Raw genomic sequence first — 26,944 nt, 5'->3', positions numbered from 1 at the left:
GAGGTAAGTATGGAAATTAGAATTCAATCGATTCACTTTGATGCAACAGAACAATTGCAGGCTTTCATTCAGAAGAAAGTGTCTAAGTTGGAGAAATATTACGAAGATATAAAGAAAGTAGAGGTGTCATTAAAGGTAGTAAAACCAGAAACGGCAGAAAATAAGGAGGCCGGAGTGAAAGTGCTTGTTCCGAATGGGGAGTTTTATGCGAGTAAAATTTGCGACACATTTGAAGAGGCTATTGACGTGAGTGTGGAAGCTCTCGGAAAACAACTGGTTAAATACAAGGAAAAACAACGTAGTAAATAAAAAGTTCGCAAAAGTTTTGCGGGAAAGAAATAAATAACTAAATTTGCAGCCGTTTCGCTCGCGTTAGAACGTGACGGTTGCATTTTTTGAGTAGTTGCCTCTTTAGCTCAGTTGGCCAGAGCACGTGATTTGTAATCTCGGGGTCGTTGGTTCGAATCCGACAAGAGGCTCGAAGAAGTTGAGAGTTGAGAGTTCAAGATTGAAAGCTTTAAATAAATTTGATTGATGAACGACGAAATTGGAAACTTTGTTTAAATTGAAAAAAATGTTGATGTTGGATTTAATAAATTATATCGTAGTTTTTAACTCTCAACTTTCAACTAATTAAGGGCAAATACCAGAGTGGCCAAATGGGGCAGACTGTAAATCTGCTGTCTTACGACTTCGGTGGTTCGAATCCATCTTTGCCCACAAACAAGAAGACAGAGTGTTAACTTTGGCAAATGCGGAAGTAGCTCAGTTGATAGAGCATTAGCCTTCCAAGCTGAGGGTCGCGGGTTTGAGCCCCGTCTTCCGCTCTCTTTTTTCTTGCTGTTATAGCTCAGTGGTAGAGCACTTCCTTGGTAAGGAAGAGGTCCCGGGTTCAAATCCCGGTAACAGCTCATAAAAGGATGTAAATGCTGATTATTAATCAAATAAATAACAAGTAAAGCTATGGCTAAAGAGAAATTTGAACGTACCAAACCGCACGTAAACATTGGTACAATCGGTCACGTAGACCACGGTAAGACAACGTTGACAGCTGCTATCACTACTGTGTTGGCTAAGAAAGGTCTTTCTGAATTGCGTTCTTTCGATTCTATCGATAACGCACCTGAAGAAAAAGAAAGAGGTATTACTATCAATACTTCTCACGTTGAATATCAAACAGCTAACCGTCACTATGCACACGTAGACTGTCCGGGTCACGCTGACTACGTAAAGAACATGGTAACTGGTGCTGCTCAGATGGATGGTGCTATTATCGTTTGTGCTGCAACTGATGGTCCGATGCCTCAGACTCGCGAACACATCCTGTTGGCTCGTCAGGTAAACGTACCTCGTTTGGTTGTGTTCTTGAACAAGTGCGATATGGTAGACGACGAAGAAATGTTGGAACTTGTTGAAATGGAAATGAGAGAGCTTCTTTCATTCTACGATTTCGATGGTGACAATACTCCTATCATCCGTGGTTCTGCTCTTGGCGCATTGAACGGTGTTGAAAAATGGGAAGATAAAGTTATGGAACTGATGGATGCAGTTGATAACTGGATTCCATTGCCTCCGCGTGATGTTGATAAACCTTTCTTGATGCCGGTAGAAGACGTGTTCTCTATTACAGGTCGTGGTACTGTAGCAACTGGTCGTATCGAAACTGGTGTTATCCATGTAGGTGACGAAGTTGAAATCCTTGGTTTGGGTGAAGATAAGAAATCTGTTGTAACTGGTGTTGAAATGTTCCGTAAATTGCTGGATCAGGGTGAAGCTGGTGATAACGTAGGTTTATTGCTCCGTGGCGTTGATAAGAACGAAATCAAACGTGGTATGGTTCTTTGTAAACCAGGTCAGATCAAACCTCACTCAAGATTTAAAGCAGAGGTTTATATCCTGAAGAAAGAAGAAGGTGGACGTCATACTCCATTCCACAACAAATATCGTCCTCAGTTCTATCTGCGTACTATGGACTGTACAGGTGAGATCACTCTTCCGGAAGGAACTGAAATGGTAATGCCGGGTGATAACGTAACTATCACTGTAGAATTGATCTATCCGGTAGCATTGAATCCGGGTCTTCGTTTCGCTATCCGCGAAGGTGGACGTACGGTAGGTGCCGGTCAGATTACTGAAATTCTTGACTAATATTAAATAAACATGATCAGTTCCCGGTGTAAATCGGGAACTGATTATGTACAAACGGGAGTAGCTCAGTTGGTAGAGCACCGGTCTCCAAAACCGGGTGTCGGGAGTTCGAGCCTCTCCTCCCGTGCTAATTTTTATAAGATGAAAAAAGTAGTAGCTTATATTAAAGAATCTTACGACGAACTTGTACATAAAGTATCGTGGCCTACGTATTCTGAATTGTCCAGTAATGCAGTTGCTGTTTTATATGCTTCCCTGATAATTGCACTGCTGGTGTTCTTGATGGATCTTTGTTTCCAGAATTTCATGGAGAAAATAATTTATCCACATTAAACAAAAGGAATGGTGATGTCTGAGATTGAAAAGAAATGGTATGTTTTGCGTGCCATTAGTGGAAAAGAAGCTAAGGTTAAAGAGTATCTTGAAGCTGATATCAAAAACAGCGACTTAGGCGAATATGTGTCTCAGGTATTGATTCCTACCGAAAAAGTATATCAGGTTCGCAATGGTAAAAAAATTGTGAAAGAGAGAAGTTATCTCCCTGGTTACGTTTTGGTGGAGGCTGCTTTGGTAGGTGAGGTATCTCACCACTTGAGAAATACTCCTAATGTGATAGGTTTTTTGGGTGGCTCTGAAAAGCCGGTACCCCTTAGACAATCGGAAGTGAATCGTATACTTGGTACAGTGGATGAACTGCAGGAGACGGGAGAAGAGTTAAATATCCCATATGTTGTAGGTGAAACTGTAAAGGTTACTTTTGGTCCTTTCAGCGGATTCAGTGGCATCATTGAAGAGGTGAATAGTGAAAAAAAGAAACTGAAGGTCATGGTAAAGATATTCGGGCGCAAAACGCCGCTTGAATTAGGCTTTATGCAAGTGGAAAAAGAATAGTGCAGGTGTTACGCTGTAGTATTCTTCATTAATGTTTATATATAAATCAATTAAAAAATGGCTAAAGAAGTTGCTGGACTAATCAAATTACAGATTAAAGGAGGCGCTGCAAATCCATCACCTCCCGTTGGACCTGCACTGGGTTCTAAGGGAATTAATATCATGGAGTTTTGCAAGCAATTCAATGCCAGAACCCAGGACAAAGCAGGTAAAATTCTGCCTGTTATTATTACTTACTACGCAGATAAGTCTTTCGATTTTGTAATCAAGACTCCTCCCGTTGCTATTCAATTGCTTGAAGTAGCTAAGGTAAAGAGTGGTTCTGCTGAGCCTAACCGTAAGAAAGTTGCCGAATTAACTTGGGAACAGGTTCGTACGATTGCTCAGGACAAAATGGTTGACTTGAACTGTTTTACTGTGGAAGCTGCCATGAAGATGGTTGCAGGTACAGCTAGAAGTATGGGTATCGCTGTAAAAGGGGAGTTCCCGGTTAATAATTAATAAACTTCAATTGTAATGGGTAAACTGACAAAAAATCAAAAGTTAGCTGCAGGAAAAATTGAAGCAGGGAAAGCATACTCACTGAAAGAGGCTGCATCTTTGGTAAAGGAAATTACTTTTACTAAGTTTGATGCTTCATTAGATATTGATGTACGTTTAGGTGTTGATCCACGTAAAGCTAACCAGATGGTGAGAGGTGTTGTTTCACTTCCTCATGGTACTGGTAAAGAAGTTCGTGTGTTGGTACTATGTACACCGGATGCTGAAGCTGCTGCAAAAGAAGCGGGTGCTGACTATGTTGGTCTGGATGAATATATCGAAAAGATCAAAGGTGGATGGACTGATATTGATGTGATCATCACTATGCCATCTATCATGGGTAAAATTGGTGCACTCGGTCGTGTGCTTGGTCCTCGCGGATTGATGCCTAACCCGAAGAGTGGTACTGTAACTATGGATGTTGCTAAAGCTGTAAAAGAAGTAAAACAAGGTAAGATTGACTTTAAAGTTGATAAGAGTGGTATTGTTCATACTTCAATTGGTAAAGTTTCATTTGATGCAGAAAAGATTCGCGATAACGCAAAAGAATTTATTGCTACATTGAATAAATTGAAACCAACTGCAGCCAAGGGTACATATATTAAGAGTATTTATCTTTCTAGCACGATGAGTGCGGGTATCAAAATCGACCCGAAGACGGTAGAGGAAATCTAATAAAACGGAGGAATAATGAGAAAGGAAGATAAAAATACGATTATTGCGCATATCGCTGATACAGTAAAGGAATATGGTCACTTCTACTTGGTAGATGTAACAGCTATGAACGCTGCTGCTACAAGTAGCTTGAGAAGAGCTTGTTTCAAGGCTGACATCAAATTGATGGTGGTTAAGAATACATTGCTTCACAAAGCACTTGAATCTTTGGAAGAAGACTTTTCTCCTCTTTACAATTCTTTGACTGGCACTACTGCTGTAATGTTTAGTAACGTTGCTAATGTACCGGCTAAATTGATCAAAGACAAAGCTAAGGATGGAGTTCCTGGACTGAAAGCCGCTTATGCAGAAGAAAGCTTCTATGTTGGTGCTGACCAGTTGGATGCTCTCGTAGCTATCAAGAGTAAAAATGAAGTTATTGCTGACGTTATTGCCCTGTTGCAATCTCCGGCCAAGAATGTTATTTCTGCTCTTCAATCAGGTGGTAACACCCTTCACGGAGTTCTCAAAACTCTTGGTGAACGTACCGAAGCGTAAGTTTCAAAAAAGGGTCACTGACTGTGAAGGAAGTAAAGACCTGAATAATTTTTATAATCAACAAAGTAATTAAACAATTAAAATCATACAAAAAATGGCAGATTTGAAAGCTTTTGCAGAACAATTAGTTAACTTGACAGTAAAAGAAGTTAATGAACTTGCAACTATCCTTAAAGAAGAATACGGTATTGAACCTGCTGCTGCAGCTGTTGCTGTTGCTGCTGGTCCTGCAGCTGGTGCTGCTGCTGTAGAAGAAAAAACTTCTTTCGACGTAGTATTGAAAAGCGCTGGTGCAGCTAAACTTCAGGTTGTAAAGGCCGTTAAGGAAGCTTGTGGTCTTGGTTTGAAAGAAGCTAAGGACATGGTAGACGGTGCTCCTAGCGTAGTAAAAGAAGGTTTAGCTAAAGACGAAGCAGAATCATTGAAGAAAACATTGGAAGAAGCTGGAGCTGAAGTTGAACTTAAATAACATTAGCCTGGAAATCAGGTAATTCGGTTAAGAATCCTTCGCAAGAGGATTCTTAACCTTTTTGTGTATATATTTAAAATTAAGTTCTTCAAATTCATTGACAGATGTCTTCAAATACTGTAAATCAAAGAGTTAATTTTGCTTCGACTAAGAATCCGCTTGAATATCCGGATTTCCTGGAAGTACAATTGAAGTCATTCCAAGACTTTCTACAACTAGACACCCCGCCCGAAAAGCGTAAGAATGAGGGATTGTATAAAGTATTTGCTGAAAACTTCCCTATTGCCGATACAAGAAATAATTTTGTTCTTGAGTTTTTGGACTATTATATTGATCCGCCGCGCTATACCATTGATGATTGTATAGAGCGTGGGCTTACTTATAGTGTCCCTTTGAAAGCGAAACTCAAGCTTTACTGTACTGATCCTGACCATGAGGATTTTGATACAGTGATTCAGGATGTGTTTCTCGGTCCGATTCCCTACATGACTGACAAGGCGACTTTTGTCATCAATGGTGCCGAACGTGTAGTTGTGTCTCAGCTTCATCGTTCTCCGGGTGTATTCTTCGGTCAGAGTGTTCATGCTAACGGTACGAAATTATACTCGGCACGTATTATTCCATTCAAGGGTTCATGGATTGAGTTTGCTACCGACATCAATAATGTGATGTACGCATACATCGACCGAAAGAAAAAATTGCCTGTAACAACGCTGTTGAGAGCGATTGGCTTTGAAAATGATAAAGATATTCTTGAGATTTTTAACCTGGCAGAAGATGTAAAGGTAAATAAGACAAATCTTAAGAGAATCGTGGGTCGTAAGCTCGCTGCCCGTGTTTTGAAAACCTGGATTGAAGATTTTGTTGATGAAGATACTGGTGAAGTAGTTTCTATCGAGCGTAATGAGGTTATTATCGACCGTGAAACTGTCATTGAGGAAGAACATATCAATGAAATTATTGAATCGGGCGTTCAGAATATCCTGATCCATAAGGATGAACCGAATCAGTCTGATTACTCCATTATATATAATACGCTGCAGAAGGACCCGAGTAACTCGGAAAAAGAAGCGGTACTCTATATTTATCGTCAGTTGCGTAATGCAGACCCTGCCGATGATGCAAGTGCACGTGAGGTAATAAATAACCTGTTCTTCTCGGAAAAGAGATATGACCTTGGTGATGTAGGTCGTTATAGAATCAACAAAAAGTTGAATCTAACGACTGATATGGATGTACGTGTTCTTACCAAGGAAGATATCATTGAAATCATTAAATATCTGATTGAGTTGATTAACTCAAAAGCAGATGTGGATGATATTGACCACTTGAGCAATCGTCGTGTACGTACAGTAGGCGAGCAGCTGTCTAATCAGTTTGCTGTTGGTCTGGCTCGTATGTCACGTACTATTCGTGAACGTATGAACGTTCGTGATAACGAAGTGTTTACTCCGATTGATTTGATCAATGCGAAGACAATTTCTTCTGTTATTAATTCATTCTTCGGAACCAATGCTTTGTCACAGTTTATGGATCAGACAAACCCGTTGGCTGAGATTACTCACAAGCGTCGTATGTCTGCACTGGGTCCGGGTGGTCTTTCTCGTGAACGTGCCGGATTTGAGGTTCGTGACGTTCATTACACACACTATGGTCGTCTTTGTCCGATTGAAACCCCGGAAGGACCGAATATCGGTTTGATTTCGTCGTTGTGTGTATTTGCAAAAATTAATGATCTCGGATTCATCGAAACCCCATATCGTAAGGTAGAGAATGCTAAGGTAGATCTTTCTGATAATGGTTTGATTTATCTGACTGCAGAAGAAGAAGAAGGTAAGGTCATTGCGCAGGGTAATGCTCCGTTGAATGATGATGGAACATTTATTCGTAACAAAGTAAAATCTCGTCAGGATGCTGATTTCCCGGTTGTGGAACCTGCTGAAGTAGAGTTGATGGATGTTTCTCCTCAGCAGATTGCTTCTATCGCAGCTTCTTTGATTCCGTTTCTGGAACACGACGATGCTAACCGTGCATTGATGGGATCAAACATGATGCGTCAGGCAGTTCCTTTGTTGAGAAGTGAAGCTCCTATTGTAGGTACTGGTATCGAACGTCAGCTGGTTAGAGACTCACGTACGCAGATAACTGCGGAAGGTGATGGTGTAATTGATTATGTTGATGCTACTACCATTCGTATTTTGTATGATCGTACTGAAGACGAGGAATTTGTAAGCTTTGAATCAGCTCTGAAGGAATATAGAATTCCTAAATTCCGTAAGACCAACCAAAATATGACAATTGACCTTCGTCCGATCTGTAATAGAGGTGATCGGGTAACAAAAGGTCAAATCTTGACAGAAGGTTATTCTACTGAAAATGGTGAATTGGCATTGGGTAAGAATTTGCTCGTTGCATATATGCCATGGAAGGGATATAACTATGAAGATGCTATTGTATTGAACGAACGTGTTGTTCGTGAGGACTTGCTCACTTCTGTACATGTTGAAGAATACTCGTTAGAGGTTCGCGAAACAAAACGCGGAATGGAAGAATTGACTTCTGATATTCCTAATGTAAGTGAAGAAGCCACTAAAGACCTTGATGAAAACGGTATTGTGCGTATTGGCGCGCGTATTCAGCCGGGAGATATCATGATTGGTAAAATCACTCCGAAGGGTGAGTCTGATCCTTCGCCGGAGGAGAAATTGCTTCGTGCTATCTTTGGTGATAAAGCCGGTGATGTGAAAGATGCTTCTTTAAAAGCTTCTCCTTCATTGAAGGGCGTGGTTATTGACAAGAAACTCTTCTCACGTGTAATCAAGAACCGTAGTTCTAAGTTGGCGGATAAAGCTTTGCTTCCGAAGATAGATGATGAGTTTGAAGGAAAAGCTTCAGATTTGAAACGTATTCTTGTGAAGAAGCTAATGACGTTGACTGAAGGTAAAGTTTCACAAGGGGTAAAGGATTATTTGGGAGCTGAAGTTATTGCAAAGGGTTCCAAATTTAATGTATCTGATTTTGATTCGCTCGACTTTACATCTATCCAGTTAAGTAATTGGACGAATGATGAACATATCAATGGTATGATTCGTGATTTGGTGATGAACTATATCAAGAAGTATAAAGAGCTTGATGCAGAATTGAAGCGTAAGAAGTTTGCTATCACTATTGGTGATGAACTTCCTGCAGGTATCATTCAGATGGCGAAAGTATATATTGCTAAAAAACGTAAGATCGGTGTTGGTGATAAGATGGCAGGTCGTCACGGTAACAAAGGTATTGTTTCCCGTGTTGTTCGTCAGGAAGATATGCCGTTCCTTGAAGATGGAACTCCGGTTGATATTGTTTTGAACCCATTGGGTGTGCCTTCACGTATGAACATCGGACAGATTTTTGAAGCTGTTCTTGGTCGTGCTGGAAAGACGCTCGGCGTTAAGTTTGCCACTCCTATTTTCGATGGTGCTACCATGGAAGATCTGGATCAGTGGACAGACAAGGCAGGGTTGCCACGTTATTGCAAGACTTATCTTTGCGATGGTGGTACGGGTGAGAAATTTGACCAGGCAGCAACTGTGGGGGTAACCTATATGTTGAAATTGGGACACATGGTTGAAGATAAAATGCATGCTCGTTCTATCGGTCCGTACTCACTTATTACTCAGCAGCCACTTGGTGGTAAAGCTCAGTTTGGTGGTCAGCGTTTCGGAGAAATGGAGGTTTGGGCACTCGAAGGTTTCGGTGCTGCACACATTCTTCAGGAAATATTAACAATTAAATCAGATGATGTTGTGGGACGTTCTAAAGCTTACGAAGCAATCGTTAAGGGTGAACCTATGCCACAACCTGGTATCCCGGAATCTCTAAATGTGTTGTTGCACGAATTGAGAGGTTTGGGACTAAGTATTAATCTGGAATAATTATTTTAGTTGAAAGTTGATAATTGAAAGTTGAAAGTTTTATTACTCTCTGCTTTCAATTATCAAACTTCAACTTTCGACTTTTAACTTTCAATTTTCAACTAATATAAGAGTATGGCTTTTAGAAAAGAAAATAAGACGAAGAGCAATTTCTCGAAAATCTCTATCGGTTTGGCTTCTCCGGAAGAAATCTTAGAGAATTCGAGTGGTGAAGTATTAAAGCCTGAAACCATTAATTATCGTACTTACAAGCCTGAACGTGACGGTTTGTTTTGTGAGCGTATCTTTGGTCCTATTAAGGATTATGAGTGCCATTGCGGTAAGTATAAACGTATCCGTTATAAAGGTATCGTCTGCGACCGTTGTGGTGTAGAAGTTACTGAAAAGAAAGTACGTCGTGAACGTATGGGACATATTCAGCTGGTAGTGCCGGTGGCACACATCTGGTATTTCCGTTCACTTCCTAATAAGATCGGTTACTTGTTGGGTTTGCCTACCAAGAAGCTGGATTCTATTATTTATTACGAGCGTTACGTTGTGATTCAGCCAGGTGTTAAAGCTGAAGACGGTGTAGCTGAATTTGATTTGCTTTCAGAAGAAGAATATCTGGATATTCTGGATACACTTCCGAAAGATAATCAGTATCTGGAAGATACAGATCCGAATAAGTTTATTGCTAAGATGGGTGCAGAGGCTATTTATGATCTTCTGGCACGTCTTGACCTGGATGCATTATCATACGAGTTGCGTCATCGCGCCGGAAATGATGCTTCACAGCAGCGTAAAAATGAGGCTCTGAAACGTTTGCAGGTAGTGGAGTCCTTCCGTGCATCTCGTGGACGTAATAAGCCGGAATGGATGATCGTGCGTATTGTACCGGTTATTCCTCCTGAACTTCGCCCATTAGTACCGTTGGATGGTGGTCGTTTCGCTACATCGGATTTGAACGACCTTTATCGTCGCGTAATTATCCGTAACAATCGTTTGAAACGTTTGATTGAAATCAAGGCTCCGGAAGTAATTTTACGTAATGAAAAACGTATGCTTCAGGAATCTGTTGATTCATTGTTTGATAACTCACGTAAATCAAGTGCTGTTAAGACGGATGCTAATCGTCCATTGAAATCATTATCTGATAGTTTGAAAGGTAAACAGGGACGTTTTCGTCAAAACTTACTTGGTAAACGTGTTGACTATTCAGCTCGTTCGGTTATCGTTGTAGGTCCTGAGTTGAAAATGGGTGAGTGTGGTATTCCTAAATTGATGGCTGCCGAACTTTATAAACCGTTTATCATTCGTAAGTTGATCGAACGCGGCATTGTGAAGACTGTGAAATCAGCGAAGAAGATTGTAGACCGTAAGGAACCTGTGATCTGGGATATTCTTGAGCATGTAATGAAAGGACACCCTGTGCTGTTGAACCGTGCACCGACTCTTCACCGTTTGGGTATTCAGGCTTTTCAGCCGAAGATGATCGAAGGTAAAGCTATTCAGTTGCATCCACTTGCTTGTACGGCGTTCAATGCAGACTTTGATGGTGACCAGATGGCTGTGCACTTGCCTTTGAGTAATGAAGCTATTCTTGAAGCACAAATGTTGATGCTTCAGTCGCATAATATTTTGAATCCGGCTAATGGTGCTCCTATTACGGTACCTGCACAGGATATGGTACTTGGTTTGTATTACATAACTAAGTTGCGTACGGGAGCTAAAGGGGAAGGTTTGACTTTCTATGGTCCGGAAGAAGCATTGATTGCTTACAATGAAGGTAAGGTTGATATTCATGCCCCGGTGAAAGTAATCGTAAAGGATGTTGACGAAAACGGTAATATTATAGATGTGATGCGTGAGACTTCGGTTGGGCGTGTTATTGTTAACGAGATTGTTCCACCTGAAGCTGGTTATATTAATACCATTATCTCTAAAAAATCACTCCGTGACATCATTAGTGATGTAATTAAGGTATGCGGTGTGGCGAAAGCTGCTGATTTCCTTGATGGAATTAAAAATCTTGGTTACCAGATGGCCTTTAAGGGTGGTTTGTCATTTAACTTAGGTGATATTATTATCCCGAAAGAGAAAGAGGTATTGGTTCAAAAAGGTTATGACGAAGTAGAGCAGGTGATCAACAACTATAATATGGGTTTCATCACCAATAATGAACGTTATAACCAGGTGATCGATATCTGGACACATGTTAACTCAGAACTGTCTAACATCTTGATGAAGACTATTTCTTCAGATGACCAAGGCTTTAATTCTGTATATATGATGCTTGATTCTGGTGCGCGTGGTTCTAAAGAACAGATTCGTCAGCTGTCGGGTATGCGTGGTTTGATGGCTAAACCGCAGAAGGCCGGTGCAGAAGGTGGACAGATTATTGAAAACCCAATCTTATCGAACTTTAAAGAAGGACTTTCGGTGTTGGAGTATTTTATCTCTACCCATGGTGCTCGTAAAGGTTTGGCTGATACTGCGTTAAAGACTGCCGATGCAGGATATCTGACTCGTCGTCTGGTGGACGTTTCACATGATGTGATTATTAATGAAGAGGACTGTGGTACACTTCGTGGACTGGTTTGTACAGACTTGAAGAATAACGATGAAGTTATTGCAACTCTATATGAACGTATTCTTGGTCGTGTATCCGTGCATGATATTATCCATCCTACAACAGGTGAATTGCTTGTTTCAGGTGGGGAAGAAATAACAGAAGACATTGCTAAGAAGATTCAGGAATCTCCGATTGAGAGTGTTGAAATCCGTTCGGTATTGACTTGTGAATCTAAAAAAGGTGTATGTGCTAAGTGTTACGGACGTAATCTTGCAACCAGCCGTATGGTTCAAAAAGGCGAGGCTGTTGGTGTAATCGCTGCCCAGTCAATTGGTGAACCGGGTACACAGCTGACTTTGCGTACCTTCCATGCCGGTGGTACTGCTGCTAATATTGCAGCCAATGCAAGTATTGTAGCTAAGAATGCAGCTCGTCTGGAGTTTGAAGAACTCCGTACTGTAGACGTTGTTGATGAAACCGGTGAAGCTGCGAAAGTAGTAGTAGGTCGTTTGGCTGAAGTGCGTTTCGTGGATGTTAATACGAATATAGTTTTGTCTACTCACAATGTACCTTATGGCTCTACATTGTATGTGGCTGATGGAGAAGTGGTTGAGAAAGGTAAGCTTATTGCTAAGTGGGATCCGTTCAACGCTGTTATTATCACTGAGGCTACTGGTAAGATTGAATTTGAGAGTGTTGTTGAGAATGTCACTTATAAGGTTGAATCGGATGAAGCAACTGGACTTCGTGAAATTATCATTATAGAGTCTAAAGACAAGACGAAGGTACCTTCTGTTCATATTCTTACTGAAGACGGTGATTTGATACGTACTTACAACTTGCCTGTGGGTGGACACGTTATCATTGAGAATGGCCAGAAGGTGAAAGCCGGTGAGGTTATTGTGAAGATACCGCGTGCGGTAGGTAAGGCTGGTGATATCACTGGTGGTCTTCCTCGTGTTACTGAACTGTTCGAAGCACGTAATCCGTCGAATCCGGCTGTTGTATCGGAAATTGATGGTGAGGTTACTATGGGTAAAATTAAACGTGGTAATCGTGAAATTGTGGTTACATCCAAAACCGGTGAGGTTAAAAAATATCTGGTTAACTTATCTAAGCAGATTCTGGTGCAGGAGAATGACTATGTTCGTGCTGGTACTCCGTTGTCAGATGGTGCTACTACTCCAGCTGATATTTTGGCTATTAAAGGTCCGACAGCAGTACAGGAATATATTGTGAATGAAGTTCAGGATGTATACCGTTTGCAAGGTGTGAAAATTAACGATAAACACTTTGAAATTATTGTTCGTCAGATGATGCGTAAAGTTGAAATTGACGAACCGGGAGATACTCGTTTCCTTGAACAGCAGGTTGTTGACAAACTTGAGTTTATGGAAGAGAATGATCGTATCTGGGGCAAAAAGGTTGTTGTAGATGCTGGTGATTCTCAGACAATGCAGCCAGGACAGATAGTAACTGCACGTAAGCTGCGTGATGAAAACAGTATGCTGAAACGTCGTGACTTGAAGCCAGTTGAAGTACGTGATGCTATTGCTGCTACTTCTACTCAGATTCTTCAGGGTATTACACGTGCCGCTTTGCAAACTTCCAGCTTTATGTCAGCCGCATCTTTCCAGGAAACAACGAAAGTATTGAATGAAGCTGCTATAAATGGCAAGATTGATAAGCTTGAAGGTATGAAGGAAAATGTGATTTGTGGTCATTTAATTCCTGCCGGTACAGGTCAGCGTGAGTTTGATAAGGTTATTGTTGGTTCAAAGGAAGAGTATGATCGTATCTTAGCTAATAAGAAAACGGTACTTGATTATAATGAAGTAGAATAATACAATTCAATTGACTATAGTAAAGAGGAGTGATTGCCATAAAGGTAATTGCTCCTTTTTTGTATTTTGGTTTTGAATGTTTCAGTAAGATTTGTTTTGAGTAGTTCTATCTTTCTGGGTAGTGGCTGTGATTTAATCTGGATTTTTTCAAAACTTTCTTTAATTTGTTGCAGGTAAATTTATAATCTGGAAATAACAGGATAAAATCTTTGCTTCCTATTCGGATTATTGTAAATTTGTAAAGAGAAATAGAATCTTTTAATAGGAAAACATCCGTCTTCCGGTTATGAAATGCCTCCTTCTTTCTTATGACAAAGAGACTGAATAATTTTTGCTGGTAGACTTAGAATATATATTTAATTTTATAACATTGTTGAAACATGGAAGAACAGAATCCTAACAATCAATTACAGATTGAGCTAAAAGAAGATGTTGCACAGGGAACCTATGCTAACCTGGCTATTATTACTCATTCCAGTTCGGAATTTATACTTGATTTTATACGAGTTATGCCGGGAGTACCTAAGGCTGGTGTTCAGTCGCGGATTATTTTAGCACCTGAACATGCCAAGCGCTTGCTTCGTGCTTTGGAAGAAAATATTGCAAAATATGAACGTGTGTTTGGACCTGTACGATTGGCTGATGAACAATCTTTACCCCCAATGGCTGTAAAAGGTGAAGCCTGAGAGTAATATAAAGGGTTAAAAATGAAAAAAAAGAGGTAGTGCATTGATTATTCAAATATTATTCGTATTTTTGCAGCCCAAAATGTATAGTTACGAAATTAATATAACAATAATATAAATTAAAAACAATTTGAAATGCCTACAATTCAGCAATTAGTAAGAAAAGGACGCGAAGTGCTGGTGGAGAAAAGTAAATCTCCGGCCCTCGATTCATGTCCTCAAAGACGTGGCGTTTGCGTGAGAGTGTATACAACCACTCCGAAGAAACCTAACTCTGCAATGCGTAAAGTTGCCCGTGTACGTTTGACTAACCAAAAAGAGGTTAACTCATACATTCCGGGAGAAGGACACAACTTGCAGGAACACTCAATCGTATTGGTACGCGGTGGACGTGTAAAAGACCTTCCGGGTGTGCGTTATCATATCGTTCGTGGAACCCTTGATACAGCAGGTGTAGCCGGACGTACTCAAAGACGTTCTAAGTATGGTGCTAAACGTCCGAAACCGGGACAAGCTGCAGCTCCTGCAAAGGGAAAGAAAAAATAAATCGATCTAAGATCAACTATTTAAAGTAATAACTTTCGTTTTAGTTTGTTGGAATAAGCTATAAAGGTTGAGTAAATTTTCCGGTGGGAGAATTGAAGATGTCAAGAATAGACAACCAAAAACAAAAACATTATTTTTCAAACAAATGAGAAAAGCTAAACCCAAAAAACGCGTTATCCTTCCGGATCCCGTGTACAATGACCAAAAGGTTTCAAAATTCGTAAATCACTTGATGTATGATGGAAAGAAAAATACATCTTACGAAATTTTTTACGCTGCTTTAGAAACAGTTAAAACAAAACTTCCTAACGAGGAAAAATCTGCTCTTGAAATTTGGAAAAAAGCGTTGGATAACGTGACTCCGCAAGTGGAAGTTAAGTCTCGCCGTGTAGGTGGTGCTACTTTCCAGGTTCCTACAGAAATTCGCCCGGATCGTAAAGAGTCTATCTCAATGAAGAATCTGATTCTTTTTGCTCGTAAAAGAGGTGGTAAATCAATGGCTGATAAATTGGCTGCCGAAATCATGGATGCATTCAATGAGCAAGGTGGTGCTTACAAACGTAAAGAAGATATGCACAGAATGGCGGAAGCTAACCGTGCGTTCGCTCATTTCAGATTCTAATGCACTCTTGTGTTGAGGATGTCAAAATGAGATTAAAAACTAAAAAGTAAAGGAAGAAGAAAATGGCTAAGAATGATTTACATTTAACTCGTAATATCGGTATCATGGCTCACATCGATGCCGGAAAAACTACTACTTCTGAACGTATCCTGTTCTATACCGGATTGACTCACAAAATTGGTGAGGTACATGATGGTGCTGCTACAATGGACTGGATGGCTCAGGAGCAGGAACGTGGTATCACTATTACATCTGCTGCTACAACTACAAGATGGAAATATGCTGATAATACGTATAAAATCAACTTGATTGATACTCCGGGACACGTTGACTTTACTGCTGAAGTAGAGCGTTCATTGCGTGTACTTGACGGCGCTGTAGCTGCTTACTGTGCAGTAGGTGGTGTGGAGCCTCAGTCGGAAACAGTGTGGCGTCAGGCTGATAAATATAATGTACCACGTATTGCATATGTGAATAAAATGGACCGTTCTGGTGCTAACTTCTTTGATGTAGTGAGCCAGATGAAATCTGTTTTGGGGGCTAATCCGTGTCCGGTTGTTATTCCTATCGGAGCAGAAGAGTCTTTCAAAGGCTTGGTAGATCTTATTAAGATGAAAGCGATCTATTGGCATGATGAGACAATGGGCGCTGATTATACAGTAGAAGAAATACCGGCTAACCTTGTAGATGAAGCTCAGGAGTGGAGAGATAAAATGTTGGAAAAGGTAGCAGAGTTTGATGATGCTTTGATGGAGAAATATTTCGATGATCCTTCTACTATTACAGAAGAAGAAATATTGAGAGCTCTTCGCAACGCAACCGTTCAGATGGCTGTTGTGCCTATGCTTTGTGGCTCTTCATTTAAGAATAAAGGTGTACAAACATTGTTGGATTATGTTTGTGCTTTCTTGCCTTCTCCTTTGGATACAGAGAATGTAATTGGCACAAATCCTAATACTGGTGCTGAAGAAGATCGTAAACCAAGTGAAGATGAAAAAACTTCGGCTTTGGCATTTAAGATTGCAACAGACCCGTACGTAGGTCGCTTAACTTTCTTCCGTGTGTATTCAGGTAAAATTGAAGCAGGTTCTTACATTTATAACTCTCGTTCTGGAAAGAAAGAGCGTGTTTCCCGTTTGTTCCAGATGCATTCTAATAAGCAGAATCCTGTAGAGGTAATTGGCGCTGGTGATATTGGTGCTGGTGTAGGTTTTAAAGATATTCACACTGGTGATACATTGTGTGATGAAACAGCTCCTATTGTACTTGAATCTATGGATTTCCCAGAACCGGTAATTGGTATTGCGGTAGAGCCTAAGACTCAGAAAGATATGGATAAACTTTCTAATGGATTGGCAAAATTGGCTGAAGAAGATCCTACATTTACAGTGAAAACTGACGAACAAACAGGACAGACGGTTATTTCTGGTATGGGTGAGCTTCACTTGGATATTATTATTGACCGTTTGAAACGTGAGTTTAAAGTAGAATGTAATCAGGGCAAACCTCAGGTGAACTACAAAGAGGCAATCACTAAAACGGTTAACTTGCGTGAAGTTTATAAGAAACAGTCTGGTGGTCGTGGTAAGTTTGCAGATATCATTGTTAACATTGGCCCGGTAGACGAAAGTTTTGTAGAAGGTGGCTTGCAGTTTGTTGACGAAGTCAAGGGAGGTAATATTCCTAAGGAGTTTATTCCTTCAGTACAGAAAGGTTTTGCAACTGCAATGAAAAATGGTGTATTGGCAGGTTATCCGCTTGATTCACTGAAAGTAACTTTGATTGATGGTTCGTTCCACCCGGTTGACTCAGATCAGTTGTCATTTGAAATCTGTGCTATTCAGGCATATAAAAATGCATGTGCTAAAGCAGGTCCTGTTTTAATGGAACCTATAATGAAACTAGAGGTTGTAACTCCTGAAGAAAATATGGGTGATGTTATTGGTGACTTGAATAAGCGTCGTGGTCAGGTTGAAGGTATGGAATCAAGCCGTTCAGGTGCCCGTATCGTTAAGGCAATGGTTCCGTTGGCAGAGATGTTTGGTTACGTAACAGCGTTGCGTACTATTACTTCTGGTCGCGCAACCTCATCAATGGTGTACTCTCATCACTCTCAGGTTTCTAACTCTATTGCTAAGGCAGTATTGGAAGAAGTGAAAGGACGTGCTGATCTACTCTAATAAAATATCTGAAGCAGCAGGCTAGCGAATGACTCTTAGCCTGCCGCTTTATCTTATTTATATATTTATTAATTACAAAAAAAACAATGAGTCAGAAAATTAGAATTAAACTAAAATCTTATGACCACAACTTGGTTGACAAATCAGCTGAGAAGATCGTGAGAACAGTGAAGGCTACAGGTGCTATTGTTAGCGGTCCTATACCCCTTCCTACGCACAAGCGTATTTTTACTGTGAACCGTTCGACTTTCGTTAATAAGAAGTCTCGTGAACAGTTCGAACTCTCTTCTTATAAGAGATTGATCGATATCTATAGTTCAACAGCTAAGACTGTAGATGCTCTGATGAAGTTAGAGTTACCGAGTGGTGTAGAAGTAGAAATTAAAGTTTGATAATTAAAATTTAGTGAAATGCCAGGATTATTAGGAAAAAAAATCGGAATGACATCCGTTTTCAGTGCTGATGGTAAAAATGTACCATGCACTGTTATCGAAGCAGGTCCTTGTGTTGTTACTCAGGTTAAGACCGTAGAAAAAGATGGCTATAAAGCTGTTCAGTTGGGTTTCCAGGATAAAAAGGAAAAACATACAACTAAGCCGTTGATGGGTCACTTTAAAAGAGCTGGAGTAACACCGAAGAGACACTTGGCCGAGTTCAAAGAATTTGAAAATGAGTTAAATCTGGGTGATGCAGTTACTGTAGAGATGTTCGAAGGCGTAGAATTTGTTGATGTTGTTGGAACTTCTAAAGGTAAAGGTTTCCAAGGCGTTGTTAAAAGACATGGCTTTGGTGGTGTAGGTCAGGCTACTCATGGTCAGCACAATCGTGCCCGTAAACCGGGATCTATCGGTGCTTGTTCTTACCCGGCAAAAGTATTCAAAGGAATGCGTATGGGTGGACAAATGGGTGGTGACAGAGTTACCGTTCAAAACTTGCAGGTATTAAAAGTAATCGCGGAACACAACCTTCTTTTGATTAAAGGTTCTGTCCCTGGTTGCAAAGGTTCAATCGTAATAATTGAGAAATAATGGAAGTTAACGTATATAACATTAAAGGTGAAGACACTGGGAGAAAGGTTACGTTAAACGAATCTATCTTCGGAATTGAGCCCAATGACCACGCTATCTATTTGGACGTAAAGCAATTTATGGCTAACCAGCGTCAGGGTACTCATAAGTCAAAAGAAAGAAGTGAGATCAGTGGTTCTACTCGTAAGATCGGCCGCCAAAAAGGTGGCGGTGGTGCGCGTCGTGGTGACATGAACTCTCCGGTACTTGTTGGTGGTGGACGTGTATTTGGACCAAAACCAAGAGACTACTATTTCAAGTTGAATAAAAAAGTTAAGACATTGGCTCGTAAGTCAGCTTTGTCTTATAAAGCGCAGAACAATGCAATTGTTATTGTTGAAGACTTCGTTTTTGAAGCTCCTAAGACAAAGGATTTCATTGCTTTGACAAAAAATCTTAAAGTTTCTGATAAAAAGCTGCTTATGATTTTACCAGAAGCAAATAAAAACGTATATTTGTCAGCTCGTAACGTGGAGAAAGCTAACGTGCAGACTATCTCAGGATTAAATACTTACAGAGTATTGAATGCTGGGGTTGTTGTACTTACTGAAAACTCTTTGAAGGCTATTGACAATATCTTAATTTAAAAAGGAGGCTTAAATAATGGGAATTATTATTAAACCGTTGGTGACAGAAAAAATGACTGCAATAACTGATAAGCTGAATCGTTTCGGCTTTATTGTACGTCCTGAAGCTAATAAACTGGAAATTAAGAGCGAAGTTGAAGCCCTTTATAATGTTACAGTGGTTGATGTGAATACTGTGAAGTATGCAGGCAAAAATAAAAGCCGTTATACAAAAGCAGGTATCATCAATGGTCGTACGAATGCTTATAAGAAAGCTATCGTAACACTGAAAGATGGAGATACTATTGATTTTTATAGCAATATTTAATAAAAATGGCAGTACGTAAATTTAAGCCCACAACACCGGGGCAAAGACATAAGATTATTGGTACTTTCGAGGAAATTACTGCATCAGTACCAGAAAAGTCGCTTGTATATGGTAAGAAATCATCTGGCGGTCGCAACAGCGAAGGTAAGATGACAATGCGCTACATTGGTGGTGGCCACAGAAAAGTGATCAGAATTGTCGATTTCAAGAGAAATAAAGATGGTGTTCCAGCAGTTGTAAAGACTATTGAGTACGATCCGAATCGTTCGGCTCGTATTGCTTTGTTATATTATGCTGATGGTGAAAAAAGATATATTATTGCTCCCAATGGATTGCAAGTTGGTGCGACTTTGATGTCAGGTGAAAATGCAGCGCCAGAGATTGGTAATGCACTTCCTCTTCAGAATATTCCGGTCGGTACTGTAATTCATAATATTGAATTACGTCCGGGACAGGGTGCTGCTCTCGTTCGTTCGGCTGGTAATTTTGCTCAGTTGACTTCAAGAGAAGGTAAATATTGTGTTATTAAGTTACCTTCAGGTGAAGTTAGACAAATACTTAGCACTTGTAAAGCTACTGTCGGTAGTGTAGGTAACTCAGATCATGGATTGGAAAGCTCAGGTAAGGCAGGACGCTCTCGTTGGCAGGGTCGTCGTCCTCGTAACCGTGGTGTTGTAATGAACCCGGTTGATCACCCAATGGGTGGTGGTGAAGGACGTGCTTCCGGAGGACACCCGAGATCTCGTAAGGGATTGTATGCTAAGGGACTTAAGACTAGAGCTCCTAAGAAACAATCGTCTAAGTATATTATTGAGAGAAGAAAGAAGTAATCTGATTAATTGAGTAAACTATGAGTCGTTCATTAAAAAAAGGTCCGTATATTAACGTAAAGCTTGAGAAGAAAGTTCTTGCTATGAATGAATCGGGCAAGAAAGTTGTTGTTAAGACTTGGGCCAGAGCTTCAATGATTTCGCCTGATTTCGTAGGCCATACAGTTGCAGTTCATAACGGAAATAAATTTATTCCTGTATACGTTACCGAAAATATGGTAGGTCACAAGTTGGGTGAATTCGCTCCAACTCGTACTTTCAGAGGACACGCTGGTAATAAGAAAAAATAACAGGATTTATCTGAAATAATAAAGTAATAAATATAATGGGAGCAAGAAAAAAAATATCGGCTGAAAAAAGAAAAGAAGCCCTTAAGACCATGTATTTTGCTAAATTGCAAAATGTTCCTACTTCTCCTCGCAAAATGCGTCTCGTGGCTGACATGATTCGCGGGATGGAAGTGAACAGAGCACTTGGCGTTTTGAAGTTTTCTTCAAAAGAAGCTGCTGCGAGAGTGGAGAAGTTGCTACGCTCTGCAATAGCTAACTGGGAGCAGAAAAACGAACGTAAAGCTGAAAGCGGTGAATTATTTGTAACTAAGATTTTTGTTGATGGTGGTGCTACACTTAAAAGAATGAGACCAGCTCCACAGGGAAGAGGTTACAGAATTCGTAAACGTTCAAATCATGTAACATTGTTCGTTGATTCTAAGAGTAATAACGAAGATCAAAATTAAGGTAGATGGGACAAAAAGTTAATCCAATAAGCAACCGTTTAGGAATTATCAGAGGATGGGATTCTAACTGGTATGGTGGAAATGATTACGGTGATTCTTTGCTGGAAGATAGCAAGATCCGTAAATATCTTAATGCAAGACTTGCAAAGGCAAGTGTTTCAAGAATCGTAATTGAACGTACGTTGAAGCTCGTTACTATTACTGTTTGCACTGCTCGTCCAGGTATTATCATCGGTAAAGGTGGCCAGGAAGTTGATAAGTTGAAAGAAGAGTTGAAGAAGGTTACCGACAAAGATATTCAAATTAATATCTTTGAAGTAAAAAGACCGGAACTGGATGCTGTGATTGTTGCAAATAACATCGCTCGTCAAGTAGAAGGTAAAATTGCCTATCGCCGTGCCATTAAAATGGCTATCGCAAATACTATGCGTATGGGTGCTGAGGGTATCAAAATTCAGATTTCAGGACGTTTGAATGGAGCTGAAATGGCTCGTTCTGAAATGTATAAGGAAGGAAGAACTCCGTTGCATACTTTTAGAGCAGACATAGACTATTGCCATGCTGAAGCATTGACAAAAGTAGGTCTTCTTGGTATTAAAGTTTGGATTTGTAGAGGTGAAGTATTTGGTAAGAGAGAATTGGCTCCGAACTTTACACAAAGCAAAGAAAGTGGTCGTGGAAACAATAGTGGAAACAACGGCGGCGGAAAGAACTTCAAAAGAAAGAAAAATAATCGCTAAACGAATTTGAATTTTAGGAAACTATGTTACAACCGAAAAAGACAAAATTCAGAAGACAACAGAAGGGCCGGGCAAAAGGTAATGCTCAGAGAGGTAACCAGCTCGCTTTTGGTTCTTTTGGAATTAAGGCTTTGGAAACAAAATGGATCACAGGCCGTCAGATTGAAGCTGCTCGTATTGCAGTAACAAGATATATGCAACGTCAGGGACAAATTTGGATTCGTATCTTCCCGGATAAACCTATTACCAGAAAACCTGCAGATGTGCGTATGGGTAAGGGTAAAGGTGCTCCCGAAGGATTCGTAGCTCCTGTTACTCCGGGTAGAATTATTATTGAAGCAGAAGGTGTTTCTTACGAAATCGCTAAAGAAGCTCTTCGCTTAGCTGCTCAAAAACTTCCTATCACTACTAAATTTGTAGTGAGACGTGATTATGATATTCAAAATCAAAATGCGTAATGTTTATGAAAATTGCAGAAATTAAAGAAATGTCTACTAGTGATTTAGTAGAAAGAGTAGAAGCAGAAGTAGTTAATTATAACCAAATGGTTATCAACCACTCTATTTCTCCTTTGGAAAATCCTGCGCTAATTAAACAGTTACGCAGGACAATTGCGCGTATGAAAACTGAGTTGCGCGAAAGAGAACTTAACAATAAATGATCAGCTCGATGGAAGCAAGAAATTTAAGAAAAGAAAGAACAGGGATTGTGTTGAGCAATAAAATGGATAAGACCATTACCGTTGCTGCCAAATTCAAGGAAAAACACCCTATATATGGTAAGTTCGTTAGCAAAACGAAGAAGTACCATGCTCATGATGAAAAGAATGAATGCAATGTAGGTGATACAGTAAGCATCATGGAAACTCGTCCTTTGAGCAAGACTAAGAGATGGAGATTAGTAGAAATAATTGAAAGAGCTAAGTAATTATGATACAAGTAGAATCCAGACTTACAGTATGCGATAATAGTGGAGCTAAAGAAGCTCTTTGTATCCGTGTTTTGGGTGGTACAAGACGTCGCTATGCTTCAGTAGGGGACGTTATTGTCGTTTCTGTAAAGAGCGTCATTCCCTCGGGTGATATTAAAAAAGGTGCAGTGTCCAAAGCTTTGATCGTACGTACTAAGAAAGAAATCCGTCGTCCCGATGGTTCTTATATACGTTTTGATGATAATGCTTGCATTTTGTTAAATAATGCAGGTGAAATTAGAGGTAGTCGTATTTTCGGTCCGGTAGCTCGTGAACTTCGTGCTACGAACATGAAAGTTGTGTCACTTGCGCCTGAGGTACTTTAATTTTGTAAAAGATTTAAGTAATGAGTAAATTACATATTAAAAAAGGCGATACAGTTTACGTAAATGCTGGTGAAGACAAAGGTAAAACTGGTCGTGTGTTGAAGGTTCTTGTTAAAGAAGGACGTGCAATAGTTGAAGGTATTAACATGGTATCTAAAAGCACAAAACCTAATGCAAAGAACCCACAAGGTGGTATAGTTAAGCAGGAAGCTTCTATTCACATTTCAAACTTGAATCCGGTTGATCCAAAAACTGGTAAAGCAACGCGTGTTGGTAGAAAAGAGAGTTCTTTGGAAGGTAAAAGAACTTTAGTGCGTTATTCTAAAAAATCAGGAGAGGAGATTAAGTAATGAGTAATACTGCAAGCCTTAAAAAAGAATATGCAGAGCGTATTTCGCCTGCACTGAAGTCGCAATTCCAGTATTCTTCAACAATGCAGGTGCCCGTACTTAAGAAGATTGTTATCAATCAGGGTTTAGGTATGGCTGTTGCTGATAAGAAGATTATTGAAGTAGCAATTAATGAATTAACTGCTATTACTGGTCAGAAAGCCGTAGCAACTATCTCTCGTAAAGATATTGCTAACTTCAAATTGCGTAAGAAAATGCCAATTGGAGTAATGGTAACATTGCGTCGTGAAAGAATGTACGAATTTCTTGAAAAATTAGTTCGTGTAGCTTTGCCACGTATTCGTGACTTCAAAGGTATTGAGAGTAAATTCGATGGTAAGGGTAACTATACCCTTGGTATTCAGGAACAAATAATTTTCCCTGAAATTAATATCGATAGTATTACAAGAATTCTCGGAATGAATATTACCTTTGTAACTTCTGCACAGACAGATGAAGAAGGTTATGCCTTGTTGAAAGAATTCGGTTTACCGTTTAAAAACGCTAAAAAAGACTGATAAATTATGGCAAAGGAATCAATGAAAGCACGCGAAGTAAAGCGTGCTAAATTAGTAGCCAAATATGCCGAGAGAAGAGCTCAACTGAAGAAAGAAGGTGATTATGAAGCTTTGCAGGCACTGCCTAAGAATGCTTCACCTGTGCGTTTGCACAATCGCTGCAAATTGACAGGTCGTCCTAAAGGATATATCCGTCAGTTTGGTATTTCAAGAATCCAGTTCCGCGAAATGGCATCTAACGGGCTTATTCCAGGTGTTAAAAAAGCAAGCTGGTAATTTTATTGTTTAAATATTGTCAGGGAAGGCCTGATTAATTTAATTATTTTTTATATGACTGATCCAATAGCAGATTATTTGACGAGGTTGCGGAACGCTATTCAAGCAAAGCATAGAGTAGTAGAAGTTCCTGCTTCAAATTTGAAAAAAGAAATCACTAAGATTCTTTTTGAAAAAGGCTACATCCTTAATTATAAGTTTGTAGAAGATGGTCCTCAGGGAACTATAAAAGTTGCCTTAAAGTATGATTCAGTTAACAAGGTTAACGCAATCAAGAAACTTGAAAGAATATCTTCTCCAGGTATGCGTCAGTATACTGGTTATAAAGATATGCCGCGTGTTATTAATGGTCTGGGTATTGCTATAATATCTACTTCCAAAGGTGTAATGACAAACAAAGAAGCTGCTGAATTGAAAATCGGTGGTGAGGTATTGTGTTATGTATATTAATAGGAGGAAAAAGCAATGTCAAGAATAGGAAAATTACCCATTAGTATCCCTGCGGGAGTAACAGTTACTCTGAAGGATGATGTGGTTACCGTAAAGGGACCAAAAGGCGAACTTAGCCAATATGTGAATCCTGCTATCAATATTTCTATTGAAGATGGACACGTAACTTTAAGTGAAAACGAAAACGCAATGCTTGATAATCCAAAGCAAAAGCATGCTTTCCATGGTTTATATCGTTCATTAGTTCATAACATGGTTGTGGGCGTATCTGAGGGGTATAAAAAAGAATTGGAACTTGTTGGTGTTGGATATCGTGCTTCTAACCAAGGAAATATTATTGAATTAGCCTTAGGTTATACTCATAATATCTTTATACAGTTGCCTTCTGAAATTAAAGTTGAAACAAAATCTGAAAGAAATAAGAATCCTCTTATTATCTTAGAGTCTTGTGATAAACAATTGCTTGGTCAAGTTTGCTCTAAAATACGTTCTTTCCGTAAACCTGAACCGTATAAAGGTAAAGGTATTAAGTTTGTTGGCGAAGAGATTCGCAGAAAGTCTGGTAAATCAGCCGGCGCTAAGTAAATTAAATAAATTTATATCATCATGACAACAAAAATAGAAAGACGAATTAAGATCAAATATAGAGTACGCAATAAAGTGTCAGGTACTACTGAACGTCCGCGTATGAGTGTATTTAGAAGTAACAAGCAAATCTACGTCCAGATTATCGACGATTTGTCTGGTAAGACATTGGCTGCTGCTTCGTCTCTGGGTATGACTGAAAAGTTACCTAAAAAAGAGCAAGCAGCTAAGGTTGGAGAAATGATTGCTAAGAAAGCTCAGGAAGCAGGTATTACAACTGTTGTTTTCGACCGTAATGGTTACTTGTATCATGGGAGAGTAAAAGAAGTAGCTGATGCTGCTCGTAACGGTGGACTTAAATTTTAATCATTATGGCAGGAGTTAATAATAGAGTTAAGATATCTAACGATATAGAACTAAAAGATAGACTTGTTGCTATCAATCGTGTTACTAAAGTTACCAAAGGTGGTAGAACTTTTAGTTTCTCTGCAATTGTTGTTGTAGGTAACGAAGAAGGAATCATTGGTTGGGGACTTGGTAAAGCAGGTGAGGTAACAGCAGCTATTGCAAAAGGAGTTGAATCTGCAAAGAAAAATCTGACTAGAGTTCCGATTTTGAAAGGTACGGTTCCTCACGAACAAGCGGCAAAGTTTGGTGGTGCTGAAGTATTCATTAAACCGGCATCTCATGGTACAGGTGTGGTAGCTGGTGGTGCTATGCGTGCTGTATTGGAAAGTGTTGGTGTTACTGATGTTTTGGCAAAATCTAAAGGTTCTTCAAATCCGCATAACTTGGTTAAAGCTACAATTTTGGCTTTGGGCGAAATGCGTGATGCAAGAATGGTTGCTCAAAACAGAGGTATTAGTGTTGAAAAAGTATTTAGAGGATAAGGAGGAGATATGTCAACTATAAAGATTAAACAAGTTAAAAGTAGAATTGGTGCTCCGGCTGATCAAAAAAGAACTCTTGATGCACTGGGACTTCGTAAACTGAACCGTGTGGTTGAACACGAAAGTACTCCTTCAATTCTTGGGATGGTAGATAAAGTAAAACACTTGGTTACCATTGTTAAGTAATTATTTGTTGAATAATAAAACGAATTACAATATGAACTTAAGTAATTTAAAACCTGCAGAAGGTTCTACTAAAACAAGAAAAAGAATCGGACGTGGTCCGGGATCTGGTTTAGGAGGTACTTCTACAAGAGGTCATAAAGGAGCTAAATCAAGATCCGGATACTCTAAAAAGGTCGGTTTTGAAGGTGGTCAGATGCCTCTTCAACGTCGTGTACCTAAATTTGGTTTCAAGAATATTAACCGCGTTGAATACAAGGCTATTAACCTCGATACAATTCAAAACTTAGCTGAAGTTAAGAAGTTGGAAAAAGTGGGCGTTAATGACTTTATTGAAGCTGGATTTATTTCTTCAAATCAGTTAGTAAAAGTATTAGGTAACGGAACTTTGACTACTAAGCTGGACGTAGAGGCTCATGCATTCTCTAAGAGTGCTATTGCTGCTATTGAAGCTGTAGGTGGAACTGTAGTAAAACTCTGAT

Annotated in this window: 35 protein-coding genes and 5 tRNA genes; all 40 read left to right on the top strand. The window is 39.7% G+C overall.

The features are described from left to right. Window positions 1-9: 9 nt before the first annotated feature. The 40 genes from hpf to rplO all read left to right on the top strand — a co-directional run bounded on the left by hpf (window position 10) and on the right by rplO (window position 26,943). Window positions 10-309, top strand: a complete 300-nt coding sequence (hpf, locus tag ACESQI_RS20740) for a ribosome hibernation-promoting factor, HPF/YfiA family (protein WP_002558088.1) — start codon at window positions 10-12, stop codon at window positions 307-309. A 96-nt stretch (window positions 310-405) separates the two neighbouring features. Then, window positions 406-479 (top strand) — tRNA-Thr (locus ACESQI_RS20735). A 158-nt stretch (window positions 480-637) separates the two neighbouring features. Then, window positions 638-720, top strand: a tRNA-Tyr gene (locus ACESQI_RS20730). 34 nt (window positions 721-754) lie between these two features. Then, window positions 755-827, top strand: a tRNA-Gly gene (locus tag ACESQI_RS20725). Between the two features lie 12 nt (window positions 828-839). Next, a tRNA-Thr gene (locus ACESQI_RS20720) sits at window positions 840-911 on the top strand. Window positions 912-963: 52 nt separating this feature from the next. Further along, complete coding sequence (gene tuf / locus ACESQI_RS20715) at window positions 964-2,148, top strand: elongation factor Tu (protein ID WP_007487391.1); 1,185 nt, start codon at window positions 964-966, stop codon at window positions 2,146-2,148. A gap of 54 nt (window positions 2,149-2,202) precedes the next feature. Continuing rightward, window positions 2,203-2,275: transfer RNA gene (locus tag ACESQI_RS20710), tRNA-Trp, on the top strand. A gap of 14 nt (window positions 2,276-2,289) precedes the next feature. After that, window positions 2,290-2,481 (top strand): preprotein translocase subunit SecE, encoded by a 192-nt coding sequence (secE, locus tag ACESQI_RS20705; RefSeq protein WP_025866944.1) that lies wholly within the window; start codon window positions 2,290-2,292, stop codon window positions 2,479-2,481. Between the two features lie 15 nt (window positions 2,482-2,496). Continuing rightward, a complete protein-coding gene (nusG, locus tag ACESQI_RS20700; protein ID WP_002558086.1) occupies window positions 2,497-3,039 on the top strand; it encodes a transcription termination/antitermination protein NusG in 543 nt (180 codons plus the stop codon). Between the two features lie 57 nt (window positions 3,040-3,096). Continuing rightward, window positions 3,097-3,540, top strand: coding sequence for a 50S ribosomal protein L11 (gene rplK / locus ACESQI_RS20695; RefSeq protein ID WP_002558085.1), 444 nt, complete (start codon window positions 3,097-3,099; stop codon window positions 3,538-3,540). Between the two features lie 15 nt (window positions 3,541-3,555). Continuing rightward, complete coding sequence (gene rplA / locus ACESQI_RS20690; protein ID WP_002558084.1) at window positions 3,556-4,254, top strand: 50S ribosomal protein L1; 699 nt, start codon at window positions 3,556-3,558, stop codon at window positions 4,252-4,254. 15 nt (window positions 4,255-4,269) lie between these two features. Next, on the top strand, window positions 4,270-4,791 hold the full coding sequence (gene rplJ / locus ACESQI_RS20685) for a 50S ribosomal protein L10 (protein WP_002558083.1): 522 nt from the start codon (window positions 4,270-4,272) through the stop codon (window positions 4,789-4,791). Window positions 4,792-4,885: 94 nt separating this feature from the next. Further along, on the top strand, window positions 4,886-5,260 hold the full coding sequence (rplL, locus tag ACESQI_RS20680; RefSeq protein ID WP_002558082.1) for a 50S ribosomal protein L7/L12: 375 nt from the start codon (window positions 4,886-4,888) through the stop codon (window positions 5,258-5,260). Window positions 5,261-5,364: 104 nt separating this feature from the next. Beyond that, window positions 5,365-9,177 carry a DNA-directed RNA polymerase subunit beta gene (rpoB, locus tag ACESQI_RS20675; RefSeq protein WP_002558081.1) on the top strand — a complete coding sequence of 1,271 codons (3,813 nt, stop codon included), beginning with the start codon at window positions 5,365-5,367 and terminating at the stop codon, window positions 9,175-9,177. Between the two features lie 114 nt (window positions 9,178-9,291). Further along, window positions 9,292-13,575, top strand: coding sequence for a DNA-directed RNA polymerase subunit beta' (rpoC, locus tag ACESQI_RS20670; protein ID WP_002558080.1), 4,284 nt, complete (start codon window positions 9,292-9,294; stop codon window positions 13,573-13,575). A 380-nt stretch (window positions 13,576-13,955) separates the two neighbouring features. Next, window positions 13,956-14,261 carry a DUF3467 domain-containing protein gene (locus ACESQI_RS20665; RefSeq protein ID WP_002558079.1) on the top strand — a complete coding sequence of 102 codons (306 nt, stop codon included), beginning with the start codon at window positions 13,956-13,958 and terminating at the stop codon, window positions 14,259-14,261. Between the two features lie 135 nt (window positions 14,262-14,396). After that, the gene (rpsL, locus tag ACESQI_RS20660) at window positions 14,397-14,807 is read left to right on the top strand and encodes a 30S ribosomal protein S12 (protein ID WP_002558078.1); all 411 of its coding nucleotides are present in this window, start codon (window positions 14,397-14,399) and stop codon (window positions 14,805-14,807) included. Between the two features lie 145 nt (window positions 14,808-14,952). Continuing rightward, window positions 14,953-15,429, top strand: coding sequence for a 30S ribosomal protein S7 (rpsG, locus tag ACESQI_RS20655; RefSeq protein WP_002558077.1), 477 nt, complete (start codon window positions 14,953-14,955; stop codon window positions 15,427-15,429). Between the two features lie 62 nt (window positions 15,430-15,491). Continuing rightward, window positions 15,492-17,609 (top strand): elongation factor G, encoded by a 2,118-nt coding sequence (fusA, locus tag ACESQI_RS20650; protein ID WP_002558076.1) that lies wholly within the window; start codon window positions 15,492-15,494, stop codon window positions 17,607-17,609. Between the two features lie 86 nt (window positions 17,610-17,695). Next, window positions 17,696-18,001, top strand: a complete 306-nt coding sequence (gene rpsJ, locus ACESQI_RS20645; RefSeq protein WP_002558075.1) for a 30S ribosomal protein S10 — start codon at window positions 17,696-17,698, stop codon at window positions 17,999-18,001. Window positions 18,002-18,019: 18 nt separating this feature from the next. Next, window positions 18,020-18,637, top strand: coding sequence for a 50S ribosomal protein L3 (rplC, locus tag ACESQI_RS20640; protein ID WP_002558074.1), 618 nt, complete (start codon window positions 18,020-18,022; stop codon window positions 18,635-18,637). Further along, complete coding sequence (gene rplD / locus ACESQI_RS20635) at window positions 18,637-19,263, top strand: 50S ribosomal protein L4 (protein WP_002558073.1); 627 nt, start codon at window positions 18,637-18,639, stop codon at window positions 19,261-19,263. The genes rplC and rplD overlap by 1 nt, the downstream gene beginning before the upstream one ends. A 16-nt stretch (window positions 19,264-19,279) precedes the next feature. Beyond that, on the top strand, window positions 19,280-19,570 hold the full coding sequence (gene rplW / locus ACESQI_RS20630) for a 50S ribosomal protein L23 (RefSeq protein WP_002558072.1): 291 nt from the start codon (window positions 19,280-19,282) through the stop codon (window positions 19,568-19,570). Window positions 19,571-19,575: 5 nt separating this feature from the next. Then, a complete protein-coding gene (rplB, locus tag ACESQI_RS20625) occupies window positions 19,576-20,400 on the top strand; it encodes a 50S ribosomal protein L2 (protein WP_002558071.1) in 825 nt (274 codons plus the stop codon). A 20-nt stretch (window positions 20,401-20,420) separates the two neighbouring features. Beyond that, a complete protein-coding gene (rpsS, locus tag ACESQI_RS20620; RefSeq protein ID WP_002558070.1) occupies window positions 20,421-20,690 on the top strand; it encodes a 30S ribosomal protein S19 in 270 nt (89 codons plus the stop codon). Window positions 20,691-20,725: 35 nt separating this feature from the next. After that, on the top strand, window positions 20,726-21,136 hold the full coding sequence (rplV, locus tag ACESQI_RS20615) for a 50S ribosomal protein L22 (RefSeq protein ID WP_002558069.1): 411 nt from the start codon (window positions 20,726-20,728) through the stop codon (window positions 21,134-21,136). A gap of 5 nt (window positions 21,137-21,141) precedes the next feature. Next, on the top strand, window positions 21,142-21,876 hold the full coding sequence (gene rpsC / locus ACESQI_RS20610; RefSeq protein ID WP_007487388.1) for a 30S ribosomal protein S3: 735 nt from the start codon (window positions 21,142-21,144) through the stop codon (window positions 21,874-21,876). 23 nt (window positions 21,877-21,899) lie between these two features. After that, window positions 21,900-22,334, top strand: a complete 435-nt coding sequence (gene rplP / locus ACESQI_RS20605; protein WP_002558067.1) for a 50S ribosomal protein L16 — start codon at window positions 21,900-21,902, stop codon at window positions 22,332-22,334. Window positions 22,335-22,339: 5 nt separating this feature from the next. Continuing rightward, window positions 22,340-22,537 (top strand): 50S ribosomal protein L29, encoded by a 198-nt coding sequence (gene rpmC, locus ACESQI_RS20600; RefSeq protein ID WP_025866946.1) that lies wholly within the window; start codon window positions 22,340-22,342, stop codon window positions 22,535-22,537. Continuing rightward, window positions 22,534-22,803 (top strand): 30S ribosomal protein S17, encoded by a 270-nt coding sequence (gene rpsQ, locus ACESQI_RS20595; RefSeq protein ID WP_085929666.1) that lies wholly within the window; start codon window positions 22,534-22,536, stop codon window positions 22,801-22,803. The genes rpmC and rpsQ overlap by 4 nt, the downstream gene beginning before the upstream one ends. 2 nt (window positions 22,804-22,805) lie before the next feature. Beyond that, complete coding sequence (gene rplN / locus ACESQI_RS20590; RefSeq protein ID WP_002558064.1) at window positions 22,806-23,171, top strand: 50S ribosomal protein L14; 366 nt, start codon at window positions 22,806-22,808, stop codon at window positions 23,169-23,171. Window positions 23,172-23,191: 20 nt separating this feature from the next. Continuing rightward, on the top strand, window positions 23,192-23,521 hold the full coding sequence (gene rplX / locus ACESQI_RS20585) for a 50S ribosomal protein L24 (protein ID WP_002558063.1): 330 nt from the start codon (window positions 23,192-23,194) through the stop codon (window positions 23,519-23,521). Further along, window positions 23,521-24,078 carry a 50S ribosomal protein L5 gene (gene rplE, locus ACESQI_RS20580; RefSeq protein WP_002558062.1) on the top strand — a complete coding sequence of 186 codons (558 nt, stop codon included), beginning with the start codon at window positions 23,521-23,523 and terminating at the stop codon, window positions 24,076-24,078. The genes rplX and rplE overlap by 1 nt, the downstream gene beginning before the upstream one ends. A 6-nt stretch (window positions 24,079-24,084) precedes the next feature. After that, complete coding sequence (gene rpsN, locus ACESQI_RS20575) at window positions 24,085-24,354, top strand: 30S ribosomal protein S14 (protein WP_002558061.1); 270 nt, start codon at window positions 24,085-24,087, stop codon at window positions 24,352-24,354. Window positions 24,355-24,408: 54 nt separating this feature from the next. Continuing rightward, on the top strand, window positions 24,409-24,804 hold the full coding sequence (rpsH, locus tag ACESQI_RS20570; protein ID WP_002558060.1) for a 30S ribosomal protein S8: 396 nt from the start codon (window positions 24,409-24,411) through the stop codon (window positions 24,802-24,804). 15 nt (window positions 24,805-24,819) lie between these two features. Then, window positions 24,820-25,389, top strand: coding sequence for a 50S ribosomal protein L6 (gene rplF, locus ACESQI_RS20565; protein WP_002558059.1), 570 nt, complete (start codon window positions 24,820-24,822; stop codon window positions 25,387-25,389). A 21-nt stretch (window positions 25,390-25,410) separates the two neighbouring features. Continuing rightward, entirely contained in the window at window positions 25,411-25,755 is a 345-nt protein-coding gene (rplR, locus tag ACESQI_RS20560; RefSeq protein ID WP_002558058.1) for a 50S ribosomal protein L18, read from the top strand. A 5-nt stretch (window positions 25,756-25,760) separates the two neighbouring features. After that, entirely contained in the window at window positions 25,761-26,279 is a 519-nt protein-coding gene (gene rpsE / locus ACESQI_RS20555; RefSeq protein WP_002558057.1) for a 30S ribosomal protein S5, read from the top strand. Between the two features lie 9 nt (window positions 26,280-26,288). Next, a complete protein-coding gene (gene rpmD, locus ACESQI_RS20550) occupies window positions 26,289-26,465 on the top strand; it encodes a 50S ribosomal protein L30 (protein ID WP_002558056.1) in 177 nt (58 codons plus the stop codon). A gap of 31 nt (window positions 26,466-26,496) precedes the next feature. Continuing rightward, the gene (rplO, locus tag ACESQI_RS20545) at window positions 26,497-26,943 is read left to right on the top strand and encodes a 50S ribosomal protein L15 (RefSeq protein ID WP_002558055.1); all 447 of its coding nucleotides are present in this window, start codon (window positions 26,497-26,499) and stop codon (window positions 26,941-26,943) included. The last annotated feature ends 1 nt before the right edge of the window (window position 26,944 follow it).

Source organism: Bacteroides sp. HPS0048 (assembly GCF_964240755.1).
Lineage (GTDB): Bacteria > Bacteroidota > Bacteroidia > Bacteroidales > Bacteroidaceae > Bacteroides > Bacteroides nordii.
The sequence above is the reverse complement of the archived record's forward strand: the minus strand, read 5'-3'. Positions and strand labels throughout refer to the sequence as shown.

Coding starts and splice junctions, on each gene's coding strand:
- rpmD (WP_002558056.1), top strand. CDS start 26,289: ATGTCAACTATAAAGATTAAACAAGTTAAAAGTAGAATTGGTGCTCCG.
- rplE (WP_002558062.1), top strand. CDS start 23,521: ATGAGTAATACTGCAAGCCTTAAAAAAGAATATGCAGAGCGTATTTCG.
- rpsE (WP_002558057.1), top strand. CDS start 25,761: ATGGCAGGAGTTAATAATAGAGTTAAGATATCTAACGATATAGAACTA.
- rplR (WP_002558058.1), top strand. CDS start 25,411: ATGACAACAAAAATAGAAAGACGAATTAAGATCAAATATAGAGTACGC.
- rpsN (WP_002558061.1), top strand. CDS start 24,085: ATGGCAAAGGAATCAATGAAAGCACGCGAAGTAAAGCGTGCTAAATTA.
- rplA (WP_002558084.1), top strand. CDS start 3,556: ATGGGTAAACTGACAAAAAATCAAAAGTTAGCTGCAGGAAAAATTGAA.
- rplO (WP_002558055.1), top strand. CDS start 26,497: ATGAACTTAAGTAATTTAAAACCTGCAGAAGGTTCTACTAAAACAAGA.
- rpsG (WP_002558077.1), top strand. CDS start 14,953: ATGAGAAAAGCTAAACCCAAAAAACGCGTTATCCTTCCGGATCCCGTG.
- tuf (WP_007487391.1), top strand. CDS start 964: ATGGCTAAAGAGAAATTTGAACGTACCAAACCGCACGTAAACATTGGT.
- rplP (WP_002558067.1), top strand. CDS start 21,900: ATGTTACAACCGAAAAAGACAAAATTCAGAAGACAACAGAAGGGCCGG.
- rpsC (WP_007487388.1), top strand. CDS start 21,142: ATGGGACAAAAAGTTAATCCAATAAGCAACCGTTTAGGAATTATCAGA.
- rpmC (WP_025866946.1), top strand. CDS start 22,340: ATGAAAATTGCAGAAATTAAAGAAATGTCTACTAGTGATTTAGTAGAA.
- rplV (WP_002558069.1), top strand. CDS start 20,726: ATGGGAGCAAGAAAAAAAATATCGGCTGAAAAAAGAAAAGAAGCCCTT.
- rpsS (WP_002558070.1), top strand. CDS start 20,421: ATGAGTCGTTCATTAAAAAAAGGTCCGTATATTAACGTAAAGCTTGAG.
- rplC (WP_002558074.1), top strand. CDS start 18,020: ATGCCAGGATTATTAGGAAAAAAAATCGGAATGACATCCGTTTTCAGT.
- rplK (WP_002558085.1), top strand. CDS start 3,097: ATGGCTAAAGAAGTTGCTGGACTAATCAAATTACAGATTAAAGGAGGC.
- rplN (WP_002558064.1), top strand. CDS start 22,806: ATGATACAAGTAGAATCCAGACTTACAGTATGCGATAATAGTGGAGCT.
- rplD (WP_002558073.1), top strand. CDS start 18,637: ATGGAAGTTAACGTATATAACATTAAAGGTGAAGACACTGGGAGAAAG.
- rpsH (WP_002558060.1), top strand. CDS start 24,409: ATGACTGATCCAATAGCAGATTATTTGACGAGGTTGCGGAACGCTATT.
- hpf (WP_002558088.1), top strand. CDS start 10: ATGGAAATTAGAATTCAATCGATTCACTTTGATGCAACAGAACAATTG.
- rpsQ (WP_085929666.1), top strand. CDS start 22,534: ATGATCAGCTCGATGGAAGCAAGAAATTTAAGAAAAGAAAGAACAGGG.
- rplF (WP_002558059.1), top strand. CDS start 24,820: ATGTCAAGAATAGGAAAATTACCCATTAGTATCCCTGCGGGAGTAACA.
- nusG (WP_002558086.1), top strand. CDS start 2,497: ATGTCTGAGATTGAAAAGAAATGGTATGTTTTGCGTGCCATTAGTGGA.
- fusA (WP_002558076.1), top strand. CDS start 15,492: ATGGCTAAGAATGATTTACATTTAACTCGTAATATCGGTATCATGGCT.
- rpoC (WP_002558080.1), top strand. CDS start 9,292: ATGGCTTTTAGAAAAGAAAATAAGACGAAGAGCAATTTCTCGAAAATC.
- rpoB (WP_002558081.1), top strand. CDS start 5,365: ATGTCTTCAAATACTGTAAATCAAAGAGTTAATTTTGCTTCGACTAAG.
- rplL (WP_002558082.1), top strand. CDS start 4,886: ATGGCAGATTTGAAAGCTTTTGCAGAACAATTAGTTAACTTGACAGTA.
- rplJ (WP_002558083.1), top strand. CDS start 4,270: ATGAGAAAGGAAGATAAAAATACGATTATTGCGCATATCGCTGATACA.
- rpsJ (WP_002558075.1), top strand. CDS start 17,696: ATGAGTCAGAAAATTAGAATTAAACTAAAATCTTATGACCACAACTTG.
- secE (WP_025866944.1), top strand. CDS start 2,290: ATGAAAAAAGTAGTAGCTTATATTAAAGAATCTTACGACGAACTTGTA.
- rplX (WP_002558063.1), top strand. CDS start 23,192: ATGAGTAAATTACATATTAAAAAAGGCGATACAGTTTACGTAAATGCT.
- ACESQI_RS20665 (WP_002558079.1), top strand. CDS start 13,956: ATGGAAGAACAGAATCCTAACAATCAATTACAGATTGAGCTAAAAGAA.
- rplW (WP_002558072.1), top strand. CDS start 19,280: ATGGGAATTATTATTAAACCGTTGGTGACAGAAAAAATGACTGCAATA.
- rplB (WP_002558071.1), top strand. CDS start 19,576: ATGGCAGTACGTAAATTTAAGCCCACAACACCGGGGCAAAGACATAAG.
- rpsL (WP_002558078.1), top strand. CDS start 14,397: ATGCCTACAATTCAGCAATTAGTAAGAAAAGGACGCGAAGTGCTGGTG.